The 25,991-nt window shown below is 60.6% G+C and carries 25 protein-coding genes, 1 tRNA gene and 1 pseudogene; 11 read left to right on the top strand and 16 right to left on the bottom strand.

Annotated elements, in window-relative coordinates:
- Positions 1-7 precede the first annotated feature (7 nt).
- Positions 8-898: a YicC/YloC family endoribonuclease gene (locus ACXYMO_RS01735; RefSeq protein ID WP_458876921.1), complete on the bottom strand. Its 891-nt coding sequence runs from the start codon at positions 896-898 to the stop codon at positions 8-10.
- Positions 899-1,159: 261 nt separating this feature from the next.
- On the opposite strand from ACXYMO_RS01735, the gene ACXYMO_RS01740 reads away from it, so the two are divergent.
- A complete protein-coding gene (locus tag ACXYMO_RS01740; RefSeq protein ID WP_458876922.1) occupies positions 1,160-1,858 on the top strand; it encodes a PAS domain-containing protein in 699 nt (232 codons plus the stop codon).
- A gap of 63 nt (positions 1,859-1,921) precedes the next feature.
- Here ACXYMO_RS01740 and ACXYMO_RS01745 read toward each other — a convergent pair whose 3' ends face one another.
- A complete protein-coding gene (locus tag ACXYMO_RS01745; RefSeq protein ID WP_458876924.1) occupies positions 1,922-3,292 on the bottom strand; it encodes a class II 3-deoxy-7-phosphoheptulonate synthase in 1,371 nt (456 codons plus the stop codon).
- A gap of 168 nt (positions 3,293-3,460) precedes the next feature.
- On the opposite strand from ACXYMO_RS01745, the gene ACXYMO_RS01750 reads away from it, so the two are divergent.
- Complete coding sequence (locus tag ACXYMO_RS01750) at positions 3,461-4,465, top strand: GlxA family transcriptional regulator (RefSeq protein ID WP_458876925.1); 1,005 nt, start codon at positions 3,461-3,463, stop codon at positions 4,463-4,465.
- Here the strand turns inward: ACXYMO_RS01750 and ACXYMO_RS01755 are convergent.
- Together ACXYMO_RS01755 and ACXYMO_RS01760 are read right to left on the bottom strand one after the other, a co-directional pair.
- A complete protein-coding gene (locus ACXYMO_RS01755) occupies positions 4,462-4,761 on the bottom strand; it encodes a hypothetical protein (RefSeq protein ID WP_458876926.1) in 300 nt (99 codons plus the stop codon). The genes ACXYMO_RS01750 and ACXYMO_RS01755 overlap by 4 nt on opposite strands.
- 166 nt (positions 4,762-4,927) lie before the next feature.
- Complete coding sequence (locus ACXYMO_RS01760; RefSeq protein ID WP_458876927.1) at positions 4,928-6,022, bottom strand: PQQ-dependent sugar dehydrogenase; 1,095 nt, start codon at positions 6,020-6,022, stop codon at positions 4,928-4,930.
- A 168-nt stretch (positions 6,023-6,190) separates the two neighbouring features.
- On the opposite strand from ACXYMO_RS01760, the gene ACXYMO_RS01765 reads away from it, so the two are divergent.
- The 7 genes from ACXYMO_RS01765 (at position 6,191) to ACXYMO_RS01795 (ending at position 12,871) form a co-directional block, all read left to right on the top strand.
- Positions 6,191-7,381, top strand: coding sequence for an ABC transporter substrate-binding protein (locus ACXYMO_RS01765; protein WP_458876928.1), 1,191 nt, complete (start codon positions 6,191-6,193; stop codon positions 7,379-7,381).
- Between the two features lie 97 nt (positions 7,382-7,478).
- Positions 7,479-8,255, top strand: a complete 777-nt coding sequence (locus ACXYMO_RS01770) for an ABC transporter ATP-binding protein (protein WP_458876929.1) — start codon at positions 7,479-7,481, stop codon at positions 8,253-8,255.
- 139 nt (positions 8,256-8,394) lie between these two features.
- Positions 8,395-9,222: an ABC transporter ATP-binding protein gene (locus ACXYMO_RS01775; RefSeq protein WP_458876930.1), complete on the top strand. Its 828-nt coding sequence runs from the start codon at positions 8,395-8,397 to the stop codon at positions 9,220-9,222.
- Between the two features lie 124 nt (positions 9,223-9,346).
- Positions 9,347-9,577: a hypothetical protein gene (locus ACXYMO_RS01780; protein ID WP_458876931.1), complete on the top strand. Its 231-nt coding sequence runs from the start codon at positions 9,347-9,349 to the stop codon at positions 9,575-9,577.
- Positions 9,577-10,587 (top strand): branched-chain amino acid ABC transporter permease, encoded by a 1,011-nt coding sequence (locus ACXYMO_RS01785; RefSeq protein ID WP_458876932.1) that lies wholly within the window; start codon positions 9,577-9,579, stop codon positions 10,585-10,587. The genes ACXYMO_RS01780 and ACXYMO_RS01785 overlap by 1 nt, the downstream gene beginning before the upstream one ends.
- Complete coding sequence (locus ACXYMO_RS01790; protein WP_458876933.1) at positions 10,584-11,888, top strand: branched-chain amino acid ABC transporter permease; 1,305 nt, start codon at positions 10,584-10,586, stop codon at positions 11,886-11,888. Before ACXYMO_RS01785 ends, ACXYMO_RS01790 begins: the two co-directional genes overlap by 4 nt.
- Before the next feature lie 242 nt (positions 11,889-12,130).
- Positions 12,131-12,871 carry a LytTR family DNA-binding domain-containing protein gene (locus ACXYMO_RS01795; protein WP_458876934.1) on the top strand — a complete coding sequence of 247 codons (741 nt, stop codon included), beginning with the start codon at positions 12,131-12,133 and terminating at the stop codon, positions 12,869-12,871.
- Here the strand turns inward: ACXYMO_RS01795 and ACXYMO_RS01800 are convergent.
- Positions 12,858-14,396, bottom strand: coding sequence for a helicase HerA-like domain-containing protein (locus tag ACXYMO_RS01800; protein WP_458876935.1), 1,539 nt, complete (start codon positions 14,394-14,396; stop codon positions 12,858-12,860). The two genes, ACXYMO_RS01795 and ACXYMO_RS01800, sit on opposite strands and share 14 nt — an antisense overlap.
- Before the next feature lie 487 nt (positions 14,397-14,883).
- Between ACXYMO_RS01800 and ACXYMO_RS01805 the strand changes: the two genes are divergently transcribed.
- Positions 14,884-15,534 carry an invasion associated locus B family protein gene (locus tag ACXYMO_RS01805; protein WP_458876936.1) on the top strand — a complete coding sequence of 217 codons (651 nt, stop codon included), beginning with the start codon at positions 14,884-14,886 and terminating at the stop codon, positions 15,532-15,534.
- Positions 15,535-15,588: 54 nt separating this feature from the next.
- Here the strand turns inward: ACXYMO_RS01805 and ACXYMO_RS01810 are convergent, their stop codons facing one another.
- From ACXYMO_RS01810 to ACXYMO_RS01825, 4 genes and pseudogenes are all read right to left on the bottom strand, one after another.
- Positions 15,589-16,797, bottom strand: coding sequence for a beta-ketoacyl-[acyl-carrier-protein] synthase family protein (locus tag ACXYMO_RS01810; RefSeq protein WP_458876937.1), 1,209 nt, complete (start codon positions 16,795-16,797; stop codon positions 15,589-15,591).
- A gap of 25 nt (positions 16,798-16,822) precedes the next feature.
- Positions 16,823-17,089 (bottom strand): annotated as a pseudogene (locus tag ACXYMO_RS01815) (acyl carrier protein); the annotation flags it as partial.
- A gap of 24 nt (positions 17,090-17,113) precedes the next feature.
- Positions 17,114-18,205: a UDP-3-O-(3-hydroxymyristoyl)glucosamine N-acyltransferase gene (gene lpxD, locus ACXYMO_RS01820; protein ID WP_458876938.1), complete on the bottom strand. Its 1,092-nt coding sequence runs from the start codon at positions 18,203-18,205 to the stop codon at positions 17,114-17,116.
- A 31-nt stretch (positions 18,206-18,236) separates the two neighbouring features.
- Positions 18,237-19,853, bottom strand: a complete 1,617-nt coding sequence (locus tag ACXYMO_RS01825) for a L,D-transpeptidase family protein (protein ID WP_458876939.1) — start codon at positions 19,851-19,853, stop codon at positions 18,237-18,239.
- 337 nt (positions 19,854-20,190) lie between these two features.
- Here ACXYMO_RS01825 and ACXYMO_RS01830 point away from each other — a divergent pair, with 337 nt between their 5' ends.
- Positions 20,191-20,760 carry a YcbK family protein gene (locus ACXYMO_RS01830; RefSeq protein ID WP_458876940.1) on the top strand — a complete coding sequence of 190 codons (570 nt, stop codon included), beginning with the start codon at positions 20,191-20,193 and terminating at the stop codon, positions 20,758-20,760.
- Positions 20,761-20,868: 108 nt separating this feature from the next.
- Here the strand turns inward: ACXYMO_RS01830 and ACXYMO_RS01835 are convergent.
- From ACXYMO_RS01835 to ACXYMO_RS01865, 7 genes are all read right to left on the bottom strand, one after another.
- Positions 20,869-20,945: transfer RNA gene (locus ACXYMO_RS01835), tRNA-Arg, on the bottom strand.
- An 89-nt stretch (positions 20,946-21,034) separates the two neighbouring features.
- On the bottom strand, positions 21,035-22,255 hold the full coding sequence (locus tag ACXYMO_RS01840; RefSeq protein WP_458876941.1) for a cysteine desulfurase: 1,221 nt from the start codon (positions 22,253-22,255) through the stop codon (positions 21,035-21,037).
- The gene (locus ACXYMO_RS01845) at positions 22,248-22,838 is read right to left on the bottom strand and encodes a Yip1 family protein (protein ID WP_458876942.1); all 591 of its coding nucleotides are present in this window, start codon (positions 22,836-22,838) and stop codon (positions 22,248-22,250) included. Before ACXYMO_RS01845 ends, ACXYMO_RS01840 begins: the two co-directional genes overlap by 8 nt.
- Positions 22,835-23,320 carry a YIP1 family protein gene (locus tag ACXYMO_RS01850; protein ID WP_458876943.1) on the bottom strand — a complete coding sequence of 162 codons (486 nt, stop codon included), beginning with the start codon at positions 23,318-23,320 and terminating at the stop codon, positions 22,835-22,837. The genes ACXYMO_RS01845 and ACXYMO_RS01850 overlap by 4 nt, the downstream gene beginning before the upstream one ends.
- Positions 23,320-24,600, bottom strand: coding sequence for a SufB/SufD family protein (locus ACXYMO_RS01855; protein ID WP_458876944.1), 1,281 nt, complete (start codon positions 24,598-24,600; stop codon positions 23,320-23,322). Before ACXYMO_RS01855 ends, ACXYMO_RS01850 begins: the two co-directional genes overlap by 1 nt.
- Positions 24,600-25,355 (bottom strand): Fe-S cluster assembly ATPase SufC, encoded by a 756-nt coding sequence (gene sufC / locus ACXYMO_RS01860; RefSeq protein ID WP_458876945.1) that lies wholly within the window; start codon positions 25,353-25,355, stop codon positions 24,600-24,602. The genes ACXYMO_RS01855 and sufC overlap by 1 nt, the downstream gene beginning before the upstream one ends.
- Positions 25,356-25,385: 30 nt before the next feature.
- Positions 25,386-25,988, bottom strand: coding sequence for a hypothetical protein (locus tag ACXYMO_RS01865; protein WP_458877871.1), 603 nt, complete (start codon positions 25,986-25,988; stop codon positions 25,386-25,388).
- Positions 25,989-25,991 lie beyond the last annotated feature (3 nt).

The raw sequence follows: 25,991 nt of genomic DNA on the forward strand, positions 1-25,991 counted from the left end.
CTTGTCTTTATTCGACGTTCTGGACCTGCTCGCGCATCTGGTCGATCACGGCCTTGAGCTCGAGCCCGACAGCGGTGAGCGTCGAGGACTGCGATTTCGAGCAGAGCGTATTGGCCTCGCGGTTGAATTCCTGCATCAGGAAGTCGAGCTTGCGACCGACGGCGCCGCCCTTACCCAGCAGGTCGCGCGCGGCGCTCACATGGGCGCCAAGGCGGTCGATTTCCTCGGTCACGTCCGCCTTGACGGCGATCATGGCCAGTTCCTGCGCGACCCGGTCGGCATCGGCACCGTTGGCATTCTCAAGCACACGGGCAAGATTGGTTTTCAGGGTTTCGGCCGTCGTCGCTTTGCGCGCCTCGGCCAGTTCGGCGGCCTGGGCTGTCAGGCCATCGATCAGGGTCAACTGGCCAAGCAGCACGGTTTCAAGCGCCTTGCCCTCCTCCCGGCGCATCTGGACAAAGGCCTGAACAAGATTGGCGAATTCGGCGCGGATGCGCGCGACCAGCGGCGCAACATCGTCGGCGCTGGTTCCCGCTTCAAGCACGCCGCGCAGGGCCAGCAGGTCGCTGGCCTTGGACGGGGCCAGGGACAGGCCACGGTCCATTGAGCGCGCTTCGATTTCGCCCATGGCGTCAAGCACCGCGGTCAGAACGCCGTCGTTCAGGACCAGACCGGCGGTGTCTTCGTCGCGTGCCACACGCAGGTTCAGCGTGATGTTTCCCCGGGTTACCGATTTGGCAATATCGGCCCGCAGGGCGGTTTCCAGACCTTCCAGCCAGTCGGGCACGCGCAGACGCATATCCAGCCCTTTGGCGTTGACGCTGCGCAGTTCCCAGCCCCAGCTATAGGGGGGGAATTCGCCCTTGGCCGCGGCAAAGCCGGTCATGGAATTGATCATCTGCGCTGTGTCCTGCTTGAATTTTCGGGCCTGATGCGTCGTTGGGATGCACCTAATGCCATCGCGCGATGCAGGGCAAGACCCGGCCATTGATTTTGCCGGGCTGCCGTGGCGGCGGGCGTTAACCATTCTTTAAGGAAACGCTCGGGTGTTGACCGCTTCTGTGACAGATTAGGATTTGGGTAACCATTATGAAGTATTCTTTAAGGGGTATGACATTTCGCGTGGGCGATCGAGTTTATGTCGCCGCGAAGTGTTCGGATGAACATGACGATTGAAAGCAGTGTCGGTTTGAAACATTCAGACAGGGAAAAGGTGATCAGCATGGCCCGGTTTCGCAGTGGCGCGAGCCTGTCCCCCATTCGGCAGGCCGAGGCGTATTGGACCGCACTGCGCGACGGTGCGGGCATTCCCCGGCGCACGCAGATTGATCCGCGCGGGCTGGAAAACCTGCTGGAATACGCCTTTATCCTCGAGCGTATCGCGCCGGGCATCGCGCGGTTCCGGCTGGCTGGTCAACACTTGACAAACAGCGCCGGGATGGAAGTGCGTGGCATGCCGATCACGGCGTTTTTCACACCCGCCGCCCGCGGCCAGATGAGCGCCATTCTGGAACATCTGTTCGACGCTCCGGCCGTGGCGAAACTGAGCCTGACCAGCGAGGCGCGGTATCGCGCGCCCCCTTACGAGGCGCATATGATCCTTTTACCGCTGAAATGCGATCTGGGGGCGATCAGCCGTGCTCTTGGGGTATTGGTGTCGGATGCGCCGGGCACCCAGGTGCCGACCCGGTTCAACATTGCCGGCTCTACCTCGCGGCTGGTGGCGGATATGCCGGTGGCGGTGCCGCCGCAGGAACGCCCGGTGCGCCACGCACCCGTGGCCGGGTTTGCAGAGCCGCCTGTCGCGCCATTGGGCGGACGGGCCCCGCATTTGCGGCTGGTCTCGTCCGAGGATTGAGGTTCCGACCTTTGCCGTCTCCGGGGCGCGGGTGAGGGACCCCTGCCCCGGAAATGCATTTTGTCAGCCTGCTGCGCGGTCCAGGCGGCTGGAGCGCAGATTTGACAGTTCTTCCGCCACGAGGAAGGCGAGTTCCAGCGATTGGCTGGCGTTCAGGCGCGGGTCGCAGGCGGTGTGGTAGCGGTGCGACAGGTCCTCTTCGCTGACCGCGCGGACGCCGCCGGTGCATTCAGTCACGTCCTGGCCGGTCATCTCGAAATGCACACCGCCGGGCACGGTGCCCTCGGCTGTGTGCACGGCGAAAAACTCGCGCACTTCGCGCAGGACCGATTCAAAAGGCCGGGTTTTGAAGCCGGTCGAGGATTTGATCGTGTTGCCGTGCATCGGGTCGCAGGTCCACAGCACGTTGGCGCCCTCATCCTGCACAGTCTTGATCAGACGCGGCAGGTGTTCGCCCACGCTGCCCGCGCCAAAGCGGGCAATCAAGGTCAGGCGGCCCGCTTCATTTTCCGGGTTCAGCTTGGCCATCAGCACCTTGAGATCCTCGGACGTCATGGTGGGCCCACATTTCAGACCGATGGGGTTGAGCACGCCCCGGCAGAATTCCACATGCGCGCCATCAGGCTGACGGGTGCGGTCGCCGATCCAGATCAGGTGGCCCGACCCGGCCAGCCAGTTGCCCGACGTGGAATCAAGCCGCGTCAGCGCCTCTTCGTATTCCAGCAAGAGGGCCTCGTGGCTGGTGTAGAAATCAACCGATTGCAGCGTGTGCGCGGTGTCCTGATTGACCCCGGCCGCCGACATGAAATCAAGCGTGTCGGTGATACGGTTGGCCAGTTCGCGGTAGCGTTCGGCCTTTTTGCTTTCGGTGAACCCCAGCGTCCAGGAATGGACCTGATGCACGTCAGCATAGCCCCCCGTTGAAAACGCGCGCAGCAGGTTCAGGGTTGCCGCCGCCTGCGTATACGCCTGCAGCATCTTTTTCGGGTCGGGAATGCGCGCTTCGGGCGTGAACTCCAACTCGTTGATGATATCGCCGCGATAGCTGGGCAGTTCCACGCCCTCGATGGTTTCCGTGGGCGCGCTGCGGGGTTTGGCGAACTGGCCGGCCATGCGGCCGACCTTGATCACCGGAACCTTGGCGCCATAGGTCAGAACCATCGCCATTTGCAGCATCACCTTGAAGGTGTCGCGGATCGCGTCGGCGCTGAACTGGTCAAAGCTTTCGGCGCAATCGCCGCCCTGCAACAGGAACGCTTCGCCGCGCGCAGCCGCGCCCAGATGTTGTTTCAGCCGGCGCGCTTCACCCGCAAAGACCAACGGGGGATACTTTGCCAGCTGTGCTTCTACTGCGGTCAAGGCGGCCGCATCGGTATAGTCGGGCATCTGGATCCGCGATTTTGCGCGCCAGTCCGATTTATGCCAATCGCTCATTGCTGTGATCTCCACATTTGATCCTGAGACACCCTGTATACAAAAGCCTGTCGCCGGTTGCCATATCCGAAATGCGACCACTTGACGTCGCGGATATCCTCTGAGCATGGTGAATGAGCGTCCGCCCTCATACGCCGGGTTGGCGGACTTTCTCAAAGGACCAGCGCCATGCAAGAGCAACGCAAAGTTGTCGATGTGGTAACAGAAACCACCAAGCCACGTCAGTTCGTTTTCGTTCTGCTGGACAAGTTTTCGATGCTCAGTTTTGCCTCGGCCGTCGAATGCCTGCGGATTGCCAACCGCATGAGTGACAAGAGGCTGTATTCCTGGCGATTGGCCAGCGAAACCGGAGACCCCGTGAAGTGTTCCGCGGGCACCGTTTTCAACGTCGATGGCGATCTGGGTGAGCTTTCGCGCGACGACACGATCCTGATTTGTGGCGGAATCGATATTCAGGCGGCCACGACCAAACGTCTTTTGGGCTGGATTCGTCGCGAGGCGCGCAAGGGGCTGGTGATCGGTGGCCTGTGTACCGCGGCCTATACTCTGGCCAAGGCGGGGCTGATGGACGGCAAGCGGGCCACCATACATTGGGAAAACGCCGACAGCTTCGCGGAAGAATTCGACGAGGTGAACCTGACCAAATCCGTTTTTGTCGTTGACGGAAACCGCATGACGACGGCCGGCGGGACCAGTTCGATCGATCTGATGCTCAAGCTGATTGCGCAGGATCATGGCGAAGAATTGGCCAATGCGGTGGCCGATCAGCTGATCTATTCCTCGATCCGGACGGATCAGGATACCCAGCGTCTGAGCGTGCCGACCCGCATCGGCGTGCGTCACCCCAAGCTGAGCCAGGTGATCCAGATGATGGAGGCCAATATCGAGGAGCCGATCAGCCCCTCGGTTCTGGCCAAGGATGTAGGCATGTCCACCCGCCAGCTTGAGCGGTTGTTCCGCCGTTATCTGAACCGGTCGCCCAAACGTTATTACATGGAATTGCGCCTGCAAAAGGCGCGCAACCTGTTGATGCAGACGGATATGAGTGTGATCAACGTGGCGCTGGCCTGTGGCTTTGCCTCACCCAGCCATTTTTCGAAATGTTATCGCGCGCATTACGACACCACGCCCTATCGCGAACGCGGCAGCCATGCGGCGCGCCTGTCGATCTAGAACTTGTCCAGAACCGGGGTCGAGCTGCTGTTGAGCAGGAAATTCAGCACGACCAGGTGGTCGTTCGTGTCATGCAGCAGCGCGTAAAAGAACGTATAGCTGGTATTTTCATTCCAATAGATGCGCATTTCCTGACAAAACCCGCTGCCCAGATCGGTCACCTTGGTCACCGCACTGTCGGAAAAGTCGGTTGGATAGACTGCAAGAAACTGGCGCTGCAGGCCGTCAAGTTCCTCTTTGGTGTATTCGTCGCGCCCTCCAAGCACCTGAATAAGTTCCACAAAGTTGCGGTTCATGATGCGGTTGTCAACGAACTCTCTATAGGCGGCATAGTCTTTGAATATTGAATCCTGCTGCTGTGCCGAGGCGCTGAAGGCGGGACTCATCAGGAGCGGAATCAACAGAAATCGCGTGCGGTCCTCCGGCTGTGTTCCGTCAGGTTGGCTGCGATTTGCGCAGGTGTCAGCCGGGTGTCATTCGGTAAATCGCGCCGCGCCCGACCGAGATGAACCAGATCGATCCGTCCGGGGCCTCGGTCACGTCGCGCACGCGGGCGGTTGCGGTGCTGCGCAGCTCGTCAACCTCGCGCAGGGGCGCGCCGGACAGGCGGCTGATATGGTTGAACTTGAGCGAGCCGACGAACATGTCACCGCGCCATTGCGGCCAGAGCTTGCCCGAATAGATCATCATGCCCGAGGGCGCGATGGAGGGATCCCAATAATGCGCGGGCTGTTCCATGCCGGGCTTGGCGGTTCCCTCGCCGATCTTCGCACCGGAATAATGCCGCCCGTAGGAAATGACTGGCCAGCCATAGTTGGCGCCCTTGCGCACCTTGTTCACCTCATCCCCACCCTTCGCGCCATGCTCGACGGTCCAGAGCTGGCCCTGGGCATCAAGGGCGGCTCCCTGAATATTGCGGTGCCCGTAGGACCAGATTTCCGGGCGGGCGCTGGATGTCCCTGCGAAGGGATTGCCGGCAGGAACCGACCCGTCGCGGTTGATCCGAATGACCGACCCGTTGTGCACGCTCAGGTCCTGGGCCGACATGCGATTGCCCCGCTCACCCAGGGTGACGAACAGGGTCCCGTCCTTTGCCTCGATCACGCGGCTGCCGAAATGCCGATCCGAGCCGCCCGCCGGAAAGGCGGTGAACAGGACGCGCAGGTTGCTGAGCCGCGATGCATCGGGATCGAACCGCGCCACGGCCAGCGCGGTGCTGCCTGTGCCGGACTGGGGGCGGACATAGGTCAGGAACACCTCGCCCGAGGTGGCGAAATCGCGGGCCACCGCCACGTCCAGCAACCCGCCCTGCCCGCGTGCGCGCACCTCTGGCACACCGCGCACGACGGTTGCGCCCTTGTCGTCGACAAACAACAGGCGGCCGGAGCGTTCCGTCACCAGAAACCGCCCATCGGGCAGATGATCGACCGCCCAGGGTTCGTTCAGCCCGCCGACAACCTTGCGGATTTCTACGGGTCCCGATGCGGTTTGCATCGTGTCGGCCCACAGGGCGGTGGCGGTGAAGATGGTACAAAGAGCGGCAATGATCTGGCGCATGGCGAACCTCCTCGGTTGGGGAAGATATTGGAGCGCAAAGCCGTTTGGACAAGGTCGAGGATATGGAATTGACGTACCGGCAGGCGGTGAGTGTCGGGACTTTTCTTTTTCAATCAGCTTGCCTAGGGTCGAATCTGAACATCTATGTTCCAACACGGGAGAAAATGAATGAAAAAGCTGCTTTTGGCGACTGCCGCCACAGCCCTGATGGCGGGGTCCGCATTTGCGGCCGGTCACGCCAAGGAAGTGAAACTGGGCATTCTGATCGGCTTTACCGGGCCGATTGAATCGCTGGCCGGAGCAATGGCTGATGGTGCTGAACTGGCCATCAAGGAAGTGAACGAGAGTGGCGCGCTGCTCGATGGGGCCATGGTCACGCCGATGCGGGCGGACACGGGGTGCATCGACAACGGTCTGGCCACGTCGAACGCCGAACGCCTGATTGCCGATGGAATCAATGGTCTGATCGGGGGCGACTGTTCCGGTGTGACAGGCGCGATCCTGCAGAACGTGGCGATCCCGAACGGCATGGTGATGATTTCCCCATCTGCCACCTCGCCGGGTCTGTCGACGGTTGAAGATAACGACCTGTTCTTCCGCACCGCACCGTCGGATGCGCGGGAAGGCCAGGTGATGGCCGAAGTGCTGAAGGACCGCGGGATCAATTCGATCGCGCTGACCTATACGAACAACGACTATGGCAAGGGTCTGGCCGATGCGATCGTGACCTCGTTCGAGGCCGCTGGCGGTGAAGTCACCATCAGTGCCGCGCACGAAGACGGCAAGGCCGACTATTCCGCCGAAGTGGGCGCGCTGGCCTCGGCCGGTGGCGATATCCTGGTTGTGGCCGGGTATCTGGACCAGGGTGGTCTGGGCATCATCAACGCCGCGCTGGATTCCGGTGCGTTTGAAACTTTCGGTCTGCCCGGTGGCATGATCGGTGACAGCCTGCCCCAGAATGTCGGGCCCGACCTGAACGGATCCTTCGGTCAGATCGCCGGTTCGGGCGGCGAAGGCATCGAGAAGCTCAAGGCCCTGGCTGGCGACGCGTTCGACCCGACCGGCCCCTATTCGCCGGAAAGCTATGACGCGGCAGCCCTGTTCATGTTCGCCATGCAGGCGGCCAATTCCACCGATCCGGCGGAATATGGCGCGAAGATCTTTGAGGTGGCCAACGGGCCTGGTGAAAAGATCTATCCCGGTGAGCTGGCCAAGGGTCTTGAGATCCTCAAGAACGGCGGCGACATCGATTATGTCGGCGGCTCGGCCGTGGAACTGATCGGACCGGGTGAAAGCGCCGGCACCTATCGCGAGATCGAAGTCAAGGACGGCAAGAACGAAACCGTTGGGTTCCGCTAAGCGCCTCGTATCGTGATGACACAAGACAGCCCGGTGCGCAGTGCGCCGGGCTGTCTCAATGAAAAATACCGCAGACATACTGTGGCCAGGGGGTGCAATGATCGTCGTTGAAGACGTGCACAAGCATTTTGGAGGTTTCCACGCGGTCGATGGCGCGACGCTGGAAATCACACCGGGGTCGATCACCGGATTGATCGGGCCGAATGGTGCAGGAAAAACAACTCTTTTCAATGTGATCGCGGGGGTTCTTGAACCTACGTCCGGACGTGTGACCATGGCGGGTGAGGATATCACCGGCCTGCCGCCACATGATCTGTTTCACAAGGGGCTGCTGCGTACCTTTCAGATCGCGCATGAGTTTTCGTCGATGACCTGCCGGGAAAACCTGATGATGGTGCCGGGCGGGCAAACGGGCGAAACCCTGTGGAACACCTGGTTCGGACGCAAGCGGATCGCGGACGAGGAACGCGCCCTGCGCGCCAAGGCGGACGAGGTTCTGGAGTTTCTGACCATCGAGCATCTGGCCGATCACAGGGCGGGCCAGGTGTCGGGCGGGCAGAAAAAACTGTTGGAACTGGGCCGCACGATGATGGTCGACGCAAGGATCGTGTTCCTGGACGAGGTCGGCGCCGGGGTGAACCGCACCCTGCTGAACACGATTGGCGATGCGATCCTGCGCCTGAACAAGGAGCGCGGGTACACGTTTGTCGTCATCGAGCATGACATGGATTTCATCGGGCGCCTGTGCGACCCGGTCATCTGCATGGCCGAGGGCAAGGTTCTGGCCCAGGGCACGCTGGACGAGATCAAGGCCAACGAACAGGTGATCGAGGCCTATCTGGGCACCGGGCTGAAGAACAAGGTGCCGGCATGACCCGATTTGGTGCCATGCAGCGTGCCTGCGGCACATTCCATTTGCCTGGCGCGCGGGGCGCGCAAGGGGGCCAGCCCCCGTCGCGCACAGCGCGACTCCCCCGGAGTTTTTCGGGCAAGATGAAACTTGGAGGCCGGGCATGAGCACAAATCCATATCAGGACGATCGTGGCAACAAGGACCGGTCGATCACCAACCCGCATGGCGCGGGCAGCGCGGTGCATCGCGAAAGCGGCGATGTGCACCCGGCGCCCGAGGGCAGCCCGTTTCTGGTCGGCTCGGCCATGACGGGCGGGTATGGCAAGGGGCCCGACATTTTGCATGACTGCACGATCGCGGTGAACCCGGGCGAGATTGCCGTGATCGTGGGGCCCAATGGCGCCGGGAAATCGACGGCGATGAAGGCGGTGTTCGGCATGCTTGACCTGCGCGCGGGGCATGTCCTGCTGGATGGGGAGGATATCACCCGCCTGTCGCCGCAGGACCGCGTGGTCAAAGGCATGGGGTTCGTGCCGCAGACCAGCAACATTTTCACCTCGCTGACGGTCGAGGAAAACCTGGAAATGGGGGCGTTCATTCGGCGCGATGATTTCCGGGGTACGATGGAGCAGGTTTATGACCTGTTTCCGATCCTGCGTGACAAGCGCAACCAGGCCGCGGGAGAGCTTTCGGGCGGGCAGCGCCAGCAGGTCGCCGTGGGCCGCGCGCTGATGACCCGGCCCAAGGTTCTGATGCTGGATGAGCCGACTGCGGGCGTCAGCCCCATCGTGATGGACGAACTGTTTGACCGGATCATCGAGGTGGCCCGCACGGGCATTCCGATCCTGATGGTGGAACAGAATGCGCGGCAGGCGCTGGAAATCGCGGACAAGGGATATGTTCTGGTGCAGGGGCGCAATGCCTATACCGGAACGGGCAAGGAACTGCTGGCCGATCCCGAAGTGCGCAAATCGTTTTTGGGGGGCTGACCGCGTGAGATATTTCTTGGCCGCAATTTTTTGCGCGACGTTGGCGCCCGGGGCCTGGGCGGGGCAATGTCGCTTTGTCACCGAATGTTTTGAAACCGAAAGCTGCGGTGAAACCAATTACAGCGTGGATATTCAGCCTGGTCCCGCTGGCCCGGATCACGTGCAACTTGTGACCCCGTCGGAAACGCTGGACGCGACATTGGGGGGATCACAGGACCTGGGCCTTCTGATGGCGATGGGGGAGACGGCCCTGCATGTGATCAGCACATCGGCGAGCGGCGATGCGCGCTATTCCGTTCACATGGCCGGGCCGATGCTGGTCACCTATCACGGCACTTGCGAGGGTGAGAACTGATGGACCTTCTGAATGCGCTTGTCGCGATTGCGAACTACGTTCTGATCCCCGGAATCGCCTATGGCAGCCAGTTGGCGCTGGGGGCGTTGGGGGTGACGCTGATCTACGGGATCTTGCGGTTTTCCAACTTTGCCCATGGGGACACGATGGCCTTTGGGGCGATGGTGACCATCCTGGTGACCTGGTGGATGCAGTCGGTTGGGATCAACCTGGGCCCCCTGCCCACCGCGTTGCTCGCCCTGCCCTTCGGGATCCTTGGGTGCATGGTGCTGCTGCTGGTGACCGACAAGCTGGTCTATCAGTTTTACCGCGAGCAAAAGGCCAAGCCTGTCATCCTGGTGATCGTCTCGCTGGGGGTGATGTTCATCATGAACGGGCTGGTGCGGTTCATCATCGGGCCGGATGACCAGCGCTTTGCCGATGGGGAGCGGTTCATCATTTCAGCGCGCGAATTCAAGCGGATGACGGGCCTTGACGAAGGGTTGGCGATCAAGACGTCACAAGGGCTTACAGTGATCACTGCCGTGGTCGTGGTTGCCCTGCTGTTCTGGTTCCTGAACCGTACGCGCACCGGAAAATCCATGCGGGCCTATTCCGATAACGAAGATTTGGCCCTGTTGTCTGGGATCAATCCTGAACGGGTTGTGATGTACACTTGGCTGATTGTTGCGGCTCTGACCACGGTGGCCGGCGTTCTCTATGGGCTCGACAAATCGTTCAAGCCGTTCACCTATTTCCAGCTGTTGCTGCCGATATTCGCCAGCGCCATTGTGGGCGGCCTTGGCAACCCGCTGGGTGCCATTGCGGGTGGGTTCGTGATCGCCTTTTCCGAGGTCACGATCACCTATGCGTGGAAAAAGGTGCTGATCTATCTTCTGCCTGAGTCCCTGGAGCCGTCGGAATTGGTGCAGTTGCTGAGCACCGATTACAAATTCGCTGTGTCCTTCGTGATCTTGCTGATCGTCCTGCTGTTCCGTCCGACGGGCCTGTTCCGGGGGAAATCCATATGACGCCTGCTGTCAAGAATACGGGGCTGTTCGCCCTTGTCGGGGCGCTGATCCTGCTGACCGGGGTCATGCAAAGCTGGAACAGTGCGCTGTTGATCCTGAACATGGGGCTGGTGTCGGCGATCATGGCGATTGGCGTGAACCTGCAATGGGGGTTTGCCGGGCTTTTCAACGTCGGGATCATGGGATTTGTCGCGCTAGGCGGTCTGGCCACGGTTCTGGTGTCGATGGAGCCGACACAAGAGGCGTGGGTTGCTGGCGGCGGCGGTGTTCTGCTGGGCCTTCTGTTGGGCGCCGCGACGATTGTGGCGGCGGTTCTGGTGTATAACAGGATGGCAGCAGGGCGCCTGCGCGCGTTGGTGCTGCTGGCGCTGCTGATTGGTGGGTTTTTCCTCTATCGAGCGGTTCTGGACCCCTCGGTCGAGGCGGTGGAAAAGGTCAATCCCGCGCTGACGGGATATCTGGGCGGTCTGGGCCTGCCGGTCATTCTGGCCTGGCCTGTAGGCGGGCTGTTGGCCGCCGGGGCGGCATGGCTGATCGGGAAAACCGCGCTGGGGCTGCGATCGGACTATCTGGCAATTGCAACGCTGGGGATTGCCGAAATCATCATCGCCATTCTCAAGAACGAGGACTGGTTGTCACGCGGGGTCAAGAACGTGGTTGGGATTCCGCGCCCGGTTCCTTACGAGATCGATCTGCAGGGGAATGCCGATTTCGTTTCCCGGGCCGCCGGTTGGGGGCTGGACCCTGTCGAGGCCTCGACCCTTTACGTGAAGCTGGCCTATGCGGGGTTGTTTCTTTTCGTGTTGCTGGTGCTGTTGTGGATGGCCCAGATGGCGCTGAAAAGTCCCTGGGGCCGGATGATGCGCGCGATCCGCGATAACGAGGTCGCGGCCGAGGCGATGGGCAAGGACGTGACGCGCCGCCATTTGCAGGTCTTCGTGATCGGCAGTGCGATCTGTGGCCTTGCCGGCGCGATGCTGACCACGCTGGACGGGCAGTTGACGCCGGGCACCTACCAGCCGCTGCGCTTTACCTTCCTGGTCTGGGTGATGGTCATCGTCGGCGGATCGGGCAACAATTTCGGCGCCGTTCTGGGCGGGTTGCTGATCTGGTTCCTGTGGGTTCAGGTCGAACCCATGGGCCTGTTCCTGATGCAGCTGATCACGTCCGGGATGAGCGATGGGTTCTGGCTCAAGGATCACCTGATCGAAAGCGCCGCCCATATGCGGTTGCTGACCATGGGGTTGGTTCTGTTGCTGGTGCTGCGGTTCAGCCCACGGGGGTTGATCCCGGAGAAGTGAGCCGGCAGGCGGCACTGTCATGACAAAAAATGAGGACACCGCAGTCTGATCAGATCAGCTTGCGGTGCCCTCAAGATTAAAAAGAACACTCATCTACCAACCAGCGCAAATTCCTGGAAAAACAGGTGCGCAGGTTGAAAGTCACTCACAAGACTTAAAGACAGGTGAAGGCACTTGAAATCAAAGGTAAATTCGTGAATTCTTGCGGAAATTCGTGAAATTCCGGCATAGGTAAACTCGCGATGCGTCAAATTATTGGTGAAATCGAATGGGAAAAGAAGGCGGTTGTCTTCTTCCTTGGAATTTTGATTCTGACGGTGTTGGGCCCGTTCGGAAGCTACAGGGATTTGGTGTTTGTCGAACGGCTGATCTACTGGACTGTCATAATGGCGGGCGTCGGGTTTTTTATGCACGTCATGGTCAAAGTCACTTTGAATTCGCGTTACCTGGCCCGGATCCCCGAAGTGTTGCGCATCATTTCCGGCGCGCTTCTGGCGGCAATACCGGGCACGGTTGTCGTTTTCTTTGTCGGCGCGGTCATGCGTCCGCCAATGATGGATGTTTCATCGTTCTGGTTGATTTGGGCGCAGGTGTCGATCATCGGGTCACTTATCGTTGTCTTGGAGTTTTATGACTGGACAGGTCGCGGCGAAGAGAAACAACAGCCGGCAAGGACCCGGTTCCACGATCGGCTGCCGCCAGACGTGGGCAGCGACATCGTTTCGCTCTCGATGCGCGATCATTACGTCGAGGTCACGACAGCCGTTGGCAAGCATTTGGTGCTGATGCGCATGTCTGATGCCCTAGATGAGCTTGATGGCCTCTCGGGTGCTCGAACCCACAGGTCACATTGGGTCAACTCTGCGCATCTGGTTTCGGTCGGGCGCGAAGACAAGAAAACGGTTGCGCGTCTTTCGGATGGGCGATCCATCCCGGTCAGCGCAACCTATCTTGATGAGGTGCAGGCGATTATCGCCCCTTGAACAGCCCGCCCAGGATACCGCGCACGATGCGGCGGCCTGTGGTGCCTTTCAGCTCCTTGATCACCGTCTTGGCCAGCGCGCTGCCGAAACTGTCTGACTTGCTGGACCGCGAGGACGAGCGGGACACGCGGGTGCCGGAATAGCGGCGCCCGGCGCTGTATTCGCGTTCGGCGGCCTCCAACTGTTCGGCCTTTTCTTCGGCTTCGGCGGCCGCTTTTGCGGCCTGTTCGGCGCGTTTGGCCAGGATTTCATGCGCCGAGTGGCGATCAAGGGTCTCGTCGTATTTTCCGGCCATGTCCGAGCTGGCCAGCATCGCCTGGCGCTCGGCCTTGGTGATCGGGCCCAGTTGCGAGGATGGCGGGCGGATCAGGGTGCGTTCAACCACACCCGGTATGCCCTTTTTCATCAGCATCGAGGTCACCGCCTCGCCCACGCCAACCTCGCGGATCGCCTCTTCGGTCGAAAAGCGCGGGTTCTCGCGATAGGTTTCGGCCGCCATGCGCAGGTTCTTGCGGTCCTTGGCGGTAAAGGCGCGCAGGGCGTGCTGTACCCTGTTGCCCAACTGACCCAGGATATCCTCGGGCACATCGGCGGGGTTCTGGGTGATGAAATATACCCCGACCCCTTTGGAGCGGATCAGCCGCGCCACCTGTTCGACCTTGTCCACCAGCGCCTTGGGCGCGCCGTCAAACAGCAGATGTGCCTCGTCAAAGAAGAACACCAGTTTGGGTTTGTCCGGATCGCCGACCTCGGGCAATTCTTCGAACAACTCACTCAGCAGCCACAGCAGGAAGGTGGAATAGAGCCCGGGTGAGCCCATCAGCTGATCGGCGGCAAGGATGTTGATGACCCCCCTGCCCGTGTCATCTGTGCGCATCAGATCGGCCAGATCAAGGGCGGGTTCGCCGAACAGCTTTGTACCGCCCTGATTGTCCAGAACCAGCAGACGGCGCTGGATGGCACCGACCGATGCAATCGACACGTTGCCATAGCGCAGCGAAAGTTCGCCCCGGTTTTCCCCGATCCAGACCAGGAGCGATTGCAGGTCCTTGAGATCAAGCAGCGGCAACCCGTCCTCGTCCGCGACGCGGAAGGCGATGTTCAGAATGCCTTCCTGGGCCTCGGTCAGTTCCAGCAGACGGGCCAGAAGAAGCGGCCCCATTTCGGCAACCGTGGTGCGCACCGGATGGCCCTGTTCGCCGAACAGGTCCCAGAAGGTCACCGGGTACGAGGAATAGGCATAGTCGGAAAACCCGATATTCTCTGCGCGCGAGGTAAACGCCTCGTGCAGTTTGTGATCGGGAGAGCCGGATTTCGCCAGCCCCGACAGGTCGCCTTTGACATCCGACAGGAACACCGGAACGCCCGCGTCGCTGAACCCTTCGGCCAGAATTTGCAGGGTGACGGTCTTACCGGTGCCCGTGGCCCCGGCGATCAGGCCGTGCCGGTTTGCATATTTCAGCGTAAGCCCTTGCTTTTCCGCATAGTCGGGGCCACCGCCGCCAATAAACACCTGATCGTCCATGCCTGTTTTACCCTCAAAATGTAGTCACGTTAGGGGCCAACCATACAAAGTTAACCTTTGCCTGCGATAGTCATTTCTGTTCGCGGATCCATCTTTCGGGTTGGCGGGCACTTCCTCCCTGTCAGACTGGCCGTGCTCCTTGGGGTACGGCCTTTTTTCACATATGTCTGCGGGCCGCGGGTCCGGAAATTGCAAGGCTGAAATTTTGGGATCTGTCCGGTGTTAGCTGTTGACCGTCGATGCGGGTTTTCGTAACGTCCACTCAATAAATAAGTCGGCCAGTCCGACGGGGAGAGACCAAGTTCAAGGGGGCCTGTTTCAGGCCCCCTTTCTTGTTGCTCCGCTGCATTGCTGCACCCTGTTGCAAAGCGTGATTGTAACGGGCGTAAATCGGCTTACATGCTGTATTCGTACCTTCTTATGGCCCTGACACCTCTGACGGGACGTGGTAGAGGGACAAAAAACGGTAAACAAAAATGGGTAACCCATGATCAAACTTCTTTCTTCGCTGTCGGTGGTCTCTTTGATGGCATTTGGCGGGCCGGTTCTGGCCCAGCAAGCCCAGACCGAAACCCCGACCGAGACCGAGCAGACCGCAGAAACACCCGCTCCGGCAGGCACCGAGGCACCGGCCGCACAGGACAGCCCGCTGGATCTGGGCCAGCCTGTCGATAAGGCGCCCAAATTGGGCGAGCGGTATTCAAAAGAGAAATTCGGCGACTGGGATCTGGCCTGTATCCGGACCGAAGCCGAAACAGACCCCTGTTCGCTGTTGCAGGTTCTGGTCGATGATCAGGGCAACGCAATTGCCGAGGTTTCGCTGTTCCGCATTTCCAACGGCTCACAGGCGGTTGCCGGCGCGACCGTGGTGGTTCCGCTGGAAACCCTGTTGCCCGCGCAGCTGACCATCGCCGTCGATAGTGATCCGGGCAAGCGGTACAACTATTCCTTCTGCAACCCGATCGGATGCGTGGCGCAGATCGGTCTGACAGAGGCGGATGTGAATGCGTTCAAACGCGGCAATGCGGCCAAGATTTCGCTGAGGCCGGCCCCGGCACCCGATCAGGTGGTCGAGCTGAAACTGTCGCTCAACGGATTTACAGCCGGCTATAATGCGGTGGATGTGGTGACTGAATAAACCGACCTTCGGTGACGTCATAAAAGCCGGGTCCGCACGTCGGGCCCGGCTTTTTCATATCCGGCGCAGGGCCAGCACGGCGTTCATGCCGCCGAAGGCAAAGGCATTGCTGAGCGCGACCTGAATATCGACCTCGCGCGCGGTGTTGGGCACCACGTCCAGCGCGCATTCGGGATCGGGTTCTTCATATCCGATGGTCGGGGCGATCACCCCGTCGCGCAGCGCCATGATGCAGGCCAGCAATTCCACCGCGCCGGTGCCGCCGATCAGGTGGCCGTGCATGGATTTGGTCGAACTGATCATCAGCCGGTCGGCATGGGGCCCGAACACATCGGCAACGGCGGCGCATTCGGTCTTGTCATTGGCGGCGGTGCCGGTGCCGTGGGCGTTGATATATCCCACATCTTCGGGGTTCAGACCGGCGTCACTCAGCGCGCCCGCCATGGCCCGCGCGGCCCCCCGTTTTGAGGGCATGACGATGTCCGAGGCATCCGAGGTCATGGCAAAGCCGATCACCTCGCACAGGATGTCAGCGTCGCGCGCGCGGGCGTGGTCGTATTCCTCGAACACGAAAACACCAGCACCCTCGCCCTGGACCATACCACTGCGGCCCAGGCTGAAGGGGCGGCAGGCGTCCTTGGACATCACACGCAGCCCTTCCCAGGCCTTGACCCCGCCGAAACACAGCATTGATTCAGACCCACCGGTGACCATGACCGGACTCATCCCGCTACGCACCATGGCAAAGGCCTGGGCCATGGCGTGGTTCGATGACGCACAGGCGGTCGACACGGTAAAGGATGGCCCCTTGAGGTTGTATTCCATCGACACATGGGCGGCGGCTGCGTTGTTCATCAGCTTGGGCACGACAAAGGGATGCACCCTGTTTTTACCGTCCTCGTACACGCTGCGATAGTTGTCATCCCAGGTACTGACCCCGCCCCCGGCGGTGCCCAGAACCACGCCGGCCCGCGCGGCCAGATCGCCACTGAACGAGATGCCGGATTGGGTGATTGCCTCTTTTGCGGCGGTCAGGGTGAACTGGGTGAACCGGTCATAAAGCGCCATTTGCTGGCGGTTGAACCGGTTTTCAGCCTCGAACCCGCGCACCTGGCCGCCGATCCTGATGGCCAGCCGGTCCACGTCGCGAAACTCCAGTGCGCCGATGCCACAGCGGCCTTCGCGCATCGCGTCCAGCGTTTCGGGAACCGAATGACCCAGGGCATTGATGGTGCCCGCCCCCGTGATGACAACCCGTTTCATCAGAAATGCTCCGGGAGCACCCGCATCATGCCTTTTCCGCCATCAGCTGTTCGATCCCCTTGATGATGGCGGCGACATTGGAAATATCGAAATCGCTCGATTGCGGATCGTTGGCGTTGAACGGGACCGAAATGTCAAAGGCTTCTTCGATGGCAAAGATGCTTTCCACCAACCCCAGACTGTCAATGCCGAGCTCCTCAAGCGTGCTGTCCAGGGACACATCGGACGGTTCCAAAACCGCCTGTTCGGCAATGATTTCGATAACCTGATCCTGGATGCTCATCTCAGCCTCCTTTTGTCCTGAACTGGCGCTGACTTACGCGGTTGGGTCCTGTTTGAAAACTGCCTTTTTAAGCTCGGCAATGTCGCGCAGGATACGCGGCAAACGGCGCTGCGCCTTGTAGATTTCGGTGTGCAAATCCATCTTGACCGCCGGGTAGCCCATCATGACCCGGCCTGCGGGCACGTTCGACAGGATCTTGGTGCCGCCCGCAGCAATCACGCCATTGCTGACAAAGATATTATCGGCCACGCCGCATTGCCCGCCCAGAACGACGTTATCGCCCAGATCAACCGACCCGGACAGGCCGGTCTGGCCACACAACAGGCAGTCATTGCCAATTCTGCAATTGTGGCCGATGTGAACCTGGTTATCCAGTTTCGTGCCATTGCCGATCACCGTGTCACGGATGGTGCCGTTGTCGATGGTACAATTGGCGCCCATCTCTACATCATCGCCGATGGTCACTGCGCCCAGCGAATGAATACGCATCCAGGACTGCGCCTGCGCATCACCCTGATCGCCCAGCGTTTTGCGCACGTTTTCCACGCCCGAGGTTTCGGGTGTCACAAAGGAAAATCCATCCGCGCCGATGCGTGCACCGGGCTGGCAGATGAACCGCGCGCCAATGCGGACGCGGGCGCCGATGCTGACCATTTCCCGCAGAAAGGCATTTTCGCCCAGTTCCACGTCCATTCCGATCATGCAATGCGGACCGATGACCGATCCTGCGCCGATCCGCGCTCTTGGCCCAATCACGCAAAGCGGGCCAATGGCCACGTCGTGCCCGATCTGGGCGGAGGGGTCGATCACTGCAGTCGGATGTATCCCCTCGCCAAAGCCCTGGCCAAGATCCATCAATGCGGTCAGCCCGGCCATGGCCCGGCGGGGGCGTGGCGCGAAAATCGCGGCTTTTAGGCCCATGGACTGCCAATCGGCGTCGGGCCACAGCAGGGCGGCGCGGGCGCTGCCCTGCCCCAGAGTTTCGGCATATTTCGGGGACATGGCCAAGGCCAGATCCTGCGCACCAGCATCCGCCGGCTCGGCCGCACGATGAATGGTCAGGCTGGTATCGCCGACGGCTTCGGCGCCCAGGGCCACTGCGATGTCCTTGATCGTGAATGTCATTTTTGGCCCCAATGTGGTGTTGGAGCTTTAGTTAACCCTGAACGTCGCTCAGTTCCACCCCCGCGCGGCTCAGCGCCTCCCAAATCAGGCCGTCGCGGTTATAGACGTCGCGGCGGAACTCGGCCCGCCCCTTGGGCGAGGTAAACGCCGTGCGATAGATCAGATGCACCGGCACCGGGGTTTTCAGCGGTACCTTGGTTTCCCGTCCGGTATTCAGAATGCTGTGGAAAAAAGCGCGCGGATTATCCTCTTGCGCGGCGAGAAGGGCATAGGCGAAATCGAACGGGTCGGCCAGACGGATGCAGCCGTGTGAAAAGGCCCGGGTTTCGTGGGAAAACAGGCTCTTTTGCGGGGTGTCATGCAGATAGATGTTGTATTTGTTCGGGAACATGAACTTGACCAGACCCAGCGCGTTGCGGTTGCTGGGCGGCTGGCTCATCGCAAAGGGAAAATTGCGCTGGGTGAACTGTGAAAAATCGACGCTCGAGCGGTTCACTCGGCGGCCCCTGCTGTCAGTGATGACCAGATGCTGAACGGCATTGGGGTTGTTGCGCAGCTTGGGTAGATATTCTTTGGTCACGATCGAGCGCGGCACATACCATGTCGGATTGATGATCATGTGCTCCATCACATCCGAAAATTCAGGGCTGCGCCTGTCGCTGGTGTTCTTGCCGATCACTGTCCGCGTCTGAAAAGTCACTTCGCCCTTGTCGATGATCCTGGCGGTGAAATCTGTCTGGTTCACAAGGATATGGCGCGTGCCACGATCAAAGTTCATCCAGCGTTCCCGCTCCATCGCGACCACAATCGAATGAAGCCGCTTTCGCACGGGGGTGTTGAGCTCCCTCAACGTTCCAGCGCCCGCTACACCATCCTGCGCCAACCCGTTGGCGGCCTGAAAATCGCGTACCCCCTGTTGTAGGTCGCCGTCGTAATCGCGCGCCGCACTGCGCGACATGTACCCCATCGCGATCAGCCTGTTGCGCAGGGCAACAACCGCCGGACCGGTGTCGCCCGGTTCCAGCTTGTCCGCTTTGACCGTGGCGCCCCATCCGCCACTTTCCATAACGCGTTCAAGGCGCAGCTTTTCTTTCATGAGGTTGCGGTATTCGCTGTTCGCAGGCGGCAAGCTGTTCAGAAAATCGCGCGGTTCATTTTCCGCAAATCCGGTCAAAAGGGCGGTCCGGTCCCGGTATTTAACGTCGCGGACCATGCCACTGTCGATCTTGCCGGGAACCAGCAACCCGCTTTGAACATCGCGCGCGTAGCGCAGGTATGTGGTGGACAGGGCGACTTCGATGTCGCCCAGATCGCGTGCGGTTTGGGCATTTTTCAGCTGTTCCAACAGGCCCGCCAGATCATAACGCGCCGGGGCCAGCCCGTGCAGATGCGAGGATTTCAGCGCCGCAACCAGCGCCGCGCGCCGTTGTTGCGCATCATCCCCCTGCCCGGTCCAGAGCGGTGCAAACCCGGTGCTGCGGTAGAATTTGGCAATATCCGCGTCCGCTGATGCGGCCTCGGCCACAGCCTGTTTAAAGGCGGTCACCTGGGCCCGGGCCGGGGCGGACATCACTCCCAAGCTCAAAAACAAGGCACAGGTAAAAGCGACAAGCGAACGAGCCAAAAAAGGAAGTTGTGGGGGGCGCATGCGATGGGTCCTCAAAATCTTGCGTCTAAATAGTATATTATATGGCCTGTGCAAATAGTTGAAAAACTGCGATTTTGCGATGGATGTTGCAATCAAAATACGGTGATTTCTGCAATTTTCGAGCCCGTCTGGTGGCAGGAGGGTGTCGGTGCGGCAAACACAGGCGGTTGCGCAAGAAATCGCCGAAAATTCCCCGTAATTAAAACTTGCACAAATCCGTGGTTGGATCGCGATTCGTGATGTGCAATAAATTGCGTGCATCTGGGGATGGATGAAAAATAGCGCACGTAACATCGGGCGCAGGCAGGAATTTCAGAGCGGGGGACTCCGCAGTACAATGACGACTAACAACTCCTCGGGATTTTCCCGGCGCGGTCTGCTCGGCGCTTTCGCAGCAACACTTGTCACAGCCACACCAACCTATTCCAAGGCCGCAGGGTTCCTGCGCGGGGGTGGCGATGTCCGCCGCATCAAGATGTATTCGGGCCGCACTGGCGAACGTCTCGACATGGTGTACTGGATCGAAGGCGAATACATCAAGGACGCCGTCAGTGAGGTGAACCACTTCATGCGGGACTGGCGGACCGATCAGGTCAAATCCATTGACCTGCGCACAGTCGACATCATGGCCGCCTCGCACAACCTTCTGGATGTGAGCGAACCTTACATGCTGCTGTCAGGATATCGCAGTCCGCAAACCAACGCTATGTTGCGCTCGCGCTCGCGCGGTGTGGCGAAGAATTCGCTCCACATGAAGGGTCAGGCGGCCGATCTGCGGCTGGCGTCGCGCTCGGTCAGTCAGATGGCGCGCGCTGCGGCGGCGTGCCATGCTGGCGGTGTCGGCAAATATTCCCGGTCGAATTTTGTTCATATGGATTGCGGCGTCGTCCGTTCCTGGGGCGGCTGATCCGCCCTGCTTCTGAACAAACAATGCTTTAAGCCGCGCTTGGTTCCGACCAGTGCGGCTTTTTCTTTTATCCTGTAGCGGCAGTGACTTTCTTGCGGATCGGGAAAATGGCGCACCTGAGAGGATTCGAACCTCTGGCCTCTGCCTTCGGAGGGCAGCGCTCTATCCAGCTGAGCTACAGGTGCGTTGGGGGCGTCATAGCCAAAGCCCCGCGCCAGTGCAATCGGTATTGCCCCGGCTGTTCAAAAATCTGCTGACAGGACGGAGCCAGCGATCACCCGAAGAGATCGTGCGCCAGTTCCAGCGCCTCGATCAACGTGTCGACCTCATCAGTGGTGTTATACAGCCCGAATGAGGCGCGACAGGTTGCCGATACGCCCAGATGATCCATCAGCGGCCCGGCACAGTGGTGCCCTGCCCGCACGGCGACGCCTTTCTTGTCCAGAATGGTGGACACGTCATGGGCATGCCCCGCCCCGTCCAGCGTAAAGGAAAAGATGGCGGCTTTGTCCGGCGTCGTGCCCTGCACCTGAAGCCAGTTCAACCCCGCCAGTCGCGCGGCGGCGTAGTCGCGCAGCTTGTCCTCGTGGGCGGCGATGTTCTCCATCCCCAGGTCCATCATGTATTCCAGCGCCACGCCCAACCCGATGGTCTGCACGATACCGGGGGTTCCGGCCTCAAACTTCATCGGCGGGTCGTTATAGATGACCTGGTCCTTGGTGACTTCCTTGATCATATCCCCGCCCCCAAGAAAGGGGCGCATTTCAGCCATGCGATCGGATTTGATGTATATGGCCCCCGACCCGGACGGACCATAAAGCTTGTGACCCGTGATCGCATAGAAATCACAGCCCAGATCCGCGACGTTCACCGGCATGTGCACGGCGCCCTGGCTCCCGTCGACAAGAACCGGCACGCCCTTTTCGTGGGCGGCCTCGGTGATGGTCTTGATATCGACGCGCGTACCCAGAACGTTGGACAGTTGGGTGATGGCGATCAGTTTTGTCTTTGGGGTGATCGCGTCGATCACCGCTTGAGGGTCCAGCGCGCCGGTGCTGTCCACATCGACCCATTTCAGGACCACGCCCTGACGTTCGCGCAGGAAATGCCAGGGCACGATGTTTGCGTGGTGTTCCATCACGCTGAGTATGATCTCGTCGCCCGCCTGCATGCGCGGCATAGCCCAGCCATAGGCAATCAGGTTGATCCCTTCGGTCGTGCCGGAATTGATGACGATCTCATCCTCTGACGGTGCGCCGATAAACCGGGCAATGATGCCGCGCACGGCCTCGTATTTCTCGGTCGCGAGGTTGGACAGGTAATGCAGGCCCCGGTGCACGTTGGAATATTCCTGGCTATAGGCCTGCGTGATGGCATCGATCACCACCTGCGGTTTCTGGGCCGAGGCGCCATTGTCGAGATACGTCAGCGGCTTGCCGTTCACTTCGCGCGACAGGATCGGAAAGTCTGCTCGGATTTTTTCGACGTCATACATTTCCAGAAGTCCCCAGAATTGGTGCCCCGACCAGCAGGATCAGAACCGACAGGCCAATCATCGTGATAAACATCGAAATTGCCAGAACGGCAATCGACCACGGGATCGAGTTCAGCTGATGCACCTGATCGATGAAATGAACAATGATGTAAAGCGCCAGCAGCCCGGCGGCAAAGGATACCAGCGTGGCAAGAAAGGGCACGATCAGGGCAAGGCCAATGGTGATGATTTGCGCCGCGACCCGCAGCAGTTGCAACCAGACCATCACAACGATGATATCATTCAACGACGCACGCCCCCCCATTTGCAGCCCGACACGATGCATGGCGAACACCATCAGTGCCAACCCCGCCACCGAGGCGGCAAACAGGGTGAGCGGCGTTTCCAGCAGCGCCGACATCGGGAAATCGGACGGAATGAGATATCCCATCAAGACCAGTGTCAGCGTCTGCAGGGCCGCGACCAGGATCAGACCCATCCACAGCGTTTGCCGGGACAGGTACAGCCCGATCAGCACCCGCGCGGCCTCGGCCGGGGTGCGCAGTGTCATGACAACAAGGTGTGACAGGTCGGGCGCGGTCATTGTGGCGCTCTTTCCGCGCGGCCCAGACAGGTCAGCCAGAACCAGCCAAAGACCAGAACCCAGATCAGACCGACGGCCTGCTGGGCCGGACCGGCGCCGATGAACCCGGCAACCAGCCCATGCAACAGCATGATCGGCACCGACGCCAGCAAAGACCAGAACAGCGCAATCCGCGCGCCATACCATGTCCCACTCCCGCCAAAGATGCGCGCCACCAGATGCGACAGGGCGGCAATCCCGTAAAGAAGAAGGGGGGCGATGAAAATCCACGCCATCAGCGTGCTTCCCATCAGCATGTTCAGGTCCTGCCCCGTCAGATGCGCCTCACGCGACAGGCGCGGCATCTGGGCGACGAACACCAAGGCGCAAAAGGCCATCAGGATGGCCAGTGCGCGATCCTCGCGCTGACCGGCCTCCAAAAGGCGATCGATCACACGGCCCGGACCGCGATAGGTCGCAACGATGTCTGACGCGACCGGCATCAGCGGCGGCGTGCCAGCCAGCCTTCGAGCCGCGCGACGATGTCGTCGGCCAGTTCCTGATTTTCCACTTCATCCACGGCCTCGGCCAGAAACGCGAGGGTCAGCAGATCAGTTGCCGTGCTTTCCGGCACCCCGCGCGAGCGCAGGTAAAACAGCGCCTCTTCGTCGATGGCGCCGCTTGTGGACCCGTGTGAACAGGCCACATCGTCGGCATAGATCTCGAGCTCGGGTTTGGCCAGGAACTGGCTGTCGCCATCCAGAAGCAGCGATTGGCTGATCTGATAGCCGTCGGTTTTCTGCGCGCCTTCCTTGACCAGTATCTTGCCCTGAAACACGCCGGTCGCCCCGTTGCGCAGCACCTTCTTGAAGACCTGCCGGCTTTCGCAATTCACCGCGTCATGGGTGACGAACACCGTGTCATCATGGTGGAAATCCCCGTCGCCCACACAGGCCCCGGCCACATGTGCAATCGCATCATCGCCGGTCAGTTCGATCACGCATTCATTCCGCGTCAGAACGCCGTTGACCGTCAGGGTAAAGGATTTGAAGGTCGATTTTTCGCCCAGACGGGCAAAGATATGCGTCGCGGCGCGGCGGGCATGGTCGCGCCCCTGCCCGCGCACGTGATGCAGCGTGCCGCCATCGGCGATGTCGACCTCTATGCATTTGTTGAACCGCGCCGCCGCCGGGCCGTTTTCCAGCAGCGTGACTTCGGCGCCCGGATCCACGCGGAGAACGTGATGCAGGATCGCATCCGACGTGTCGGAGTTGTGCAGATAGATCAGGCTGATCGGTTTGCTGGGCTTGCCGGTCACATGGATCACCACGCCATCGGTGGCAAAGGCGGTGTTCAGGGCGGCCAGTGGGCGCTGTACCGGGGTCTGACCGCGGGTTTCAAGCACACCATAGATGTCCTTGGCCCAGTGGATATCGGCCTGCCCGACATCGGCCAGACGTTCGACGCTGACGCCCTCAAGGCTCAGATCATCCGAGGCCACGGGATCAAAGACGCCATCAGTGAACACGATGCGCAGCCGGTCAAAGCCGTCGAACATCGGTGTTTCGTCGTTCACGAAGACCTCGGCCGGGACTACGTCGGTTTGCACCAACGTGTCGGGGCGGGTGAATTTCCAGTATTCATCGCGCCGCCCGGGCAGGCCCATGGCCTGAACGCGGGCCAGCGCCTCACGGCGCGGCGCCTCGGCCCAGCCGCCTTCGGGCAGGTTCAGCGTGGCCAGCAGCGCGTCGGTCGCGGTTTGTTTCAGCTCGGGCAGACCCATTACGCCACCTCGGCCAGAATGCCGGCATATCCGTTGTTCTCAACCTCAAGCGCCAGCTCCGCGCCGCCTGTCTTGACGATGCGGCCATCGGCCATGATGTGCACCACATCAGGTTTGATATGGTCCAGAAGCCGTTGATAATGCGTGATAACCAGGAAGCCGCGCCCTTCGCTGCGCAGGGCGTTGACGCCCTCGGCCACCAGTTTCATGGCATCCACGTCCAGACCCGAGTCGGTCTCGTCCAGAATGCACATCTTGGGCTCCAGCATCGCCATTTGCAGAATCTCGTTGCGCTTTTTCTCGCCCCCGGAAAAGCCGACGTTGACGGGGCGTTTCAGCATGTCGGCATCGATTTTCAGGTCTTTGGCCTTGGCGCGCACCATTTTCAGGAAATCGGCGGCGCTCATCTCTTCTTCGCCACGGGCCTTGCGTTGTGCGTTCACGGCCGTGCGCAGGAAGGTCATGTTGCCCACGCCCGGAATTTCGACCGGGTACTGGAACGCCAGGAACAGGCCGGCGGCGGCGCGTTCTTCGGGTTCCATGTCCAGCAGGTCGTCGCCGTCAAGCGTGGCGGTGCCGTCTGTGACCTCATACCCTTCGCGGCCCGACAGGACATAGGACAGGGTCGATTTGCCCGACCCGTTCGGCCCCATGATCGCGTGCACCTTGCCCGCCTCGACCGACAGGTTCACACCTTTGAGGATTTGCTTGTCCTCTTCTTCAAGTTTGACGTGCAGGTTATTGATTTCCAGCATTTTTATCCTCGTGTATTTTTGGCGGCGCACTCAGGGGCGCAGCATGAAGCGTATGATTTGAAGCAGTTTGTTCGCGGGGATCGACGTGGGGGTGATCTGAAACTCACCCATCCGGCCGATCAGGTTTGGTGTGCCAATGAACTCTTCCACCTGGTGGTGGCGGGCCCGGTTGGCGTAGTCGTCAAACAACAGCGTCACGGGGCGCGTGATGCTGAAGGCAGTGGCCAGCGCGCAGCCGATGCGAAACCGCCCATCGACCAGAACCACATCCGGATGCACGAACCCGTCGCGCTGCCAGACCGCCAGCGGATAGCGGGCATAGCGTTTCCAGCCACGGTCATCCGCCGGTTGGCCCCAATCCTTGGTCGGGCCGATATCGGCATGGATCATGTCGACGCTGGTGCCCTTGGCGGGCGGGTTTTCGGCGAACCAGCCGTCCATCATCCGTTTCCAGGCGCGGTCGCTTTCCACGGATGTGATCGCTTTGCCGGGCATTTCCGCGGCCAAGGCGGTGGACCCGCCCGAGCCATATTCCAGAATGACATCCGCCCGCGCGTAGACCGCGCGCAGATGCGCGGCCTCGGCCTCGGGCATCGTCAGGTCCGGACGGGCGATATGCACAGGCTGCATCATCAT

The organism is Arenibacterium sp. CAU 1754, assembly GCF_054482635.1.

Excerpts from the sequence above, each read along its gene's own strand:
- ACXYMO_RS01740 (WP_458876922.1), top strand. The coding sequence starts at position 1,160 with ATGAACATGACGATTGAAAGCAGTGTCGGTTTGAAACATTCAGACAGG.
- ACXYMO_RS01760 (WP_458876927.1), bottom strand. The coding sequence starts at position 6,022 with ATGCGCCAGATCATTGCCGCTCTTTGTACCATCTTCACCGCCACCGCC.
- ACXYMO_RS01795 (WP_458876934.1), top strand. The coding sequence starts at position 12,131 with ATGCGTCAAATTATTGGTGAAATCGAATGGGAAAAGAAGGCGGTTGTC.
- ACXYMO_RS01855 (WP_458876944.1), bottom strand. The coding sequence starts at position 24,600 with ATGGGTCTGCCCGAGCTGAAACAAACCGCGACCGACGCGCTGCTGGCC.
- ACXYMO_RS01775 (WP_458876930.1), top strand. The coding sequence starts at position 8,395 with ATGAGCACAAATCCATATCAGGACGATCGTGGCAACAAGGACCGGTCG.
- ACXYMO_RS01790 (WP_458876933.1), top strand. The coding sequence starts at position 10,584 with ATGACGCCTGCTGTCAAGAATACGGGGCTGTTCGCCCTTGTCGGGGCG.
- ACXYMO_RS01865 (WP_458877871.1), bottom strand. The coding sequence starts at position 25,988 with ATGATGCAGCCTGTGCATATCGCCCGTCCGGACCTGACGATGCCCGAG.
- sufC (WP_458876945.1), bottom strand. The coding sequence starts at position 25,355 with ATGCTGGAAATCAATAACCTGCACGTCAAACTTGAAGAAGAGGACAAG.
- ACXYMO_RS01735 (WP_458876921.1), bottom strand. The coding sequence starts at position 898 with ATGATCAATTCCATGACCGGCTTTGCCGCGGCCAAGGGCGAATTCCCC.
- ACXYMO_RS01750 (WP_458876925.1), top strand. The coding sequence starts at position 3,461 with ATGCAAGAGCAACGCAAAGTTGTCGATGTGGTAACAGAAACCACCAAG.
- ACXYMO_RS01745 (WP_458876924.1), bottom strand. The coding sequence starts at position 3,292 with ATGAGCGATTGGCATAAATCGGACTGGCGCGCAAAATCGCGGATCCAG.
- ACXYMO_RS01800 (WP_458876935.1), bottom strand. The coding sequence starts at position 14,396 with ATGGACGATCAGGTGTTTATTGGCGGCGGTGGCCCCGACTATGCGGAA.
- ACXYMO_RS01845 (WP_458876942.1), bottom strand. The coding sequence starts at position 22,838 with ATGACCGCGCCCGACCTGTCACACCTTGTTGTCATGACACTGCGCACC.
- ACXYMO_RS01840 (WP_458876941.1), bottom strand. The coding sequence starts at position 22,255 with ATGTATGACGTCGAAAAAATCCGAGCAGACTTTCCGATCCTGTCGCGC.
- ACXYMO_RS01810 (WP_458876937.1), bottom strand. The coding sequence starts at position 16,797 with ATGAAACGGGTTGTCATCACGGGGGCGGGCACCATCAATGCCCTGGGT.
- ACXYMO_RS01830 (WP_458876940.1), top strand. The coding sequence starts at position 20,191 with ATGACGACTAACAACTCCTCGGGATTTTCCCGGCGCGGTCTGCTCGGC.
- ACXYMO_RS01785 (WP_458876932.1), top strand. The coding sequence starts at position 9,577 with ATGGACCTTCTGAATGCGCTTGTCGCGATTGCGAACTACGTTCTGATC.
- ACXYMO_RS01770 (WP_458876929.1), top strand. The coding sequence starts at position 7,479 with ATGATCGTCGTTGAAGACGTGCACAAGCATTTTGGAGGTTTCCACGCG.
- ACXYMO_RS01825 (WP_458876939.1), bottom strand. The coding sequence starts at position 19,853 with ATGCGCCCCCCACAACTTCCTTTTTTGGCTCGTTCGCTTGTCGCTTTT.
- ACXYMO_RS01765 (WP_458876928.1), top strand. The coding sequence starts at position 6,191 with ATGAAAAAGCTGCTTTTGGCGACTGCCGCCACAGCCCTGATGGCGGGG.
- ACXYMO_RS01850 (WP_458876943.1), bottom strand. The coding sequence starts at position 23,320 with ATGCCGGTCGCGTCAGACATCGTTGCGACCTATCGCGGTCCGGGCCGT.
- lpxD (WP_458876938.1), bottom strand. The coding sequence starts at position 18,205 with ATGACATTCACGATCAAGGACATCGCAGTGGCCCTGGGCGCCGAAGCC.
- ACXYMO_RS01755 (WP_458876926.1), bottom strand. The coding sequence starts at position 4,761 with ATGAACCGCAACTTTGTGGAACTTATTCAGGTGCTTGGAGGGCGCGAC.
- ACXYMO_RS01805 (WP_458876936.1), top strand. The coding sequence starts at position 14,884 with ATGATCAAACTTCTTTCTTCGCTGTCGGTGGTCTCTTTGATGGCATTT.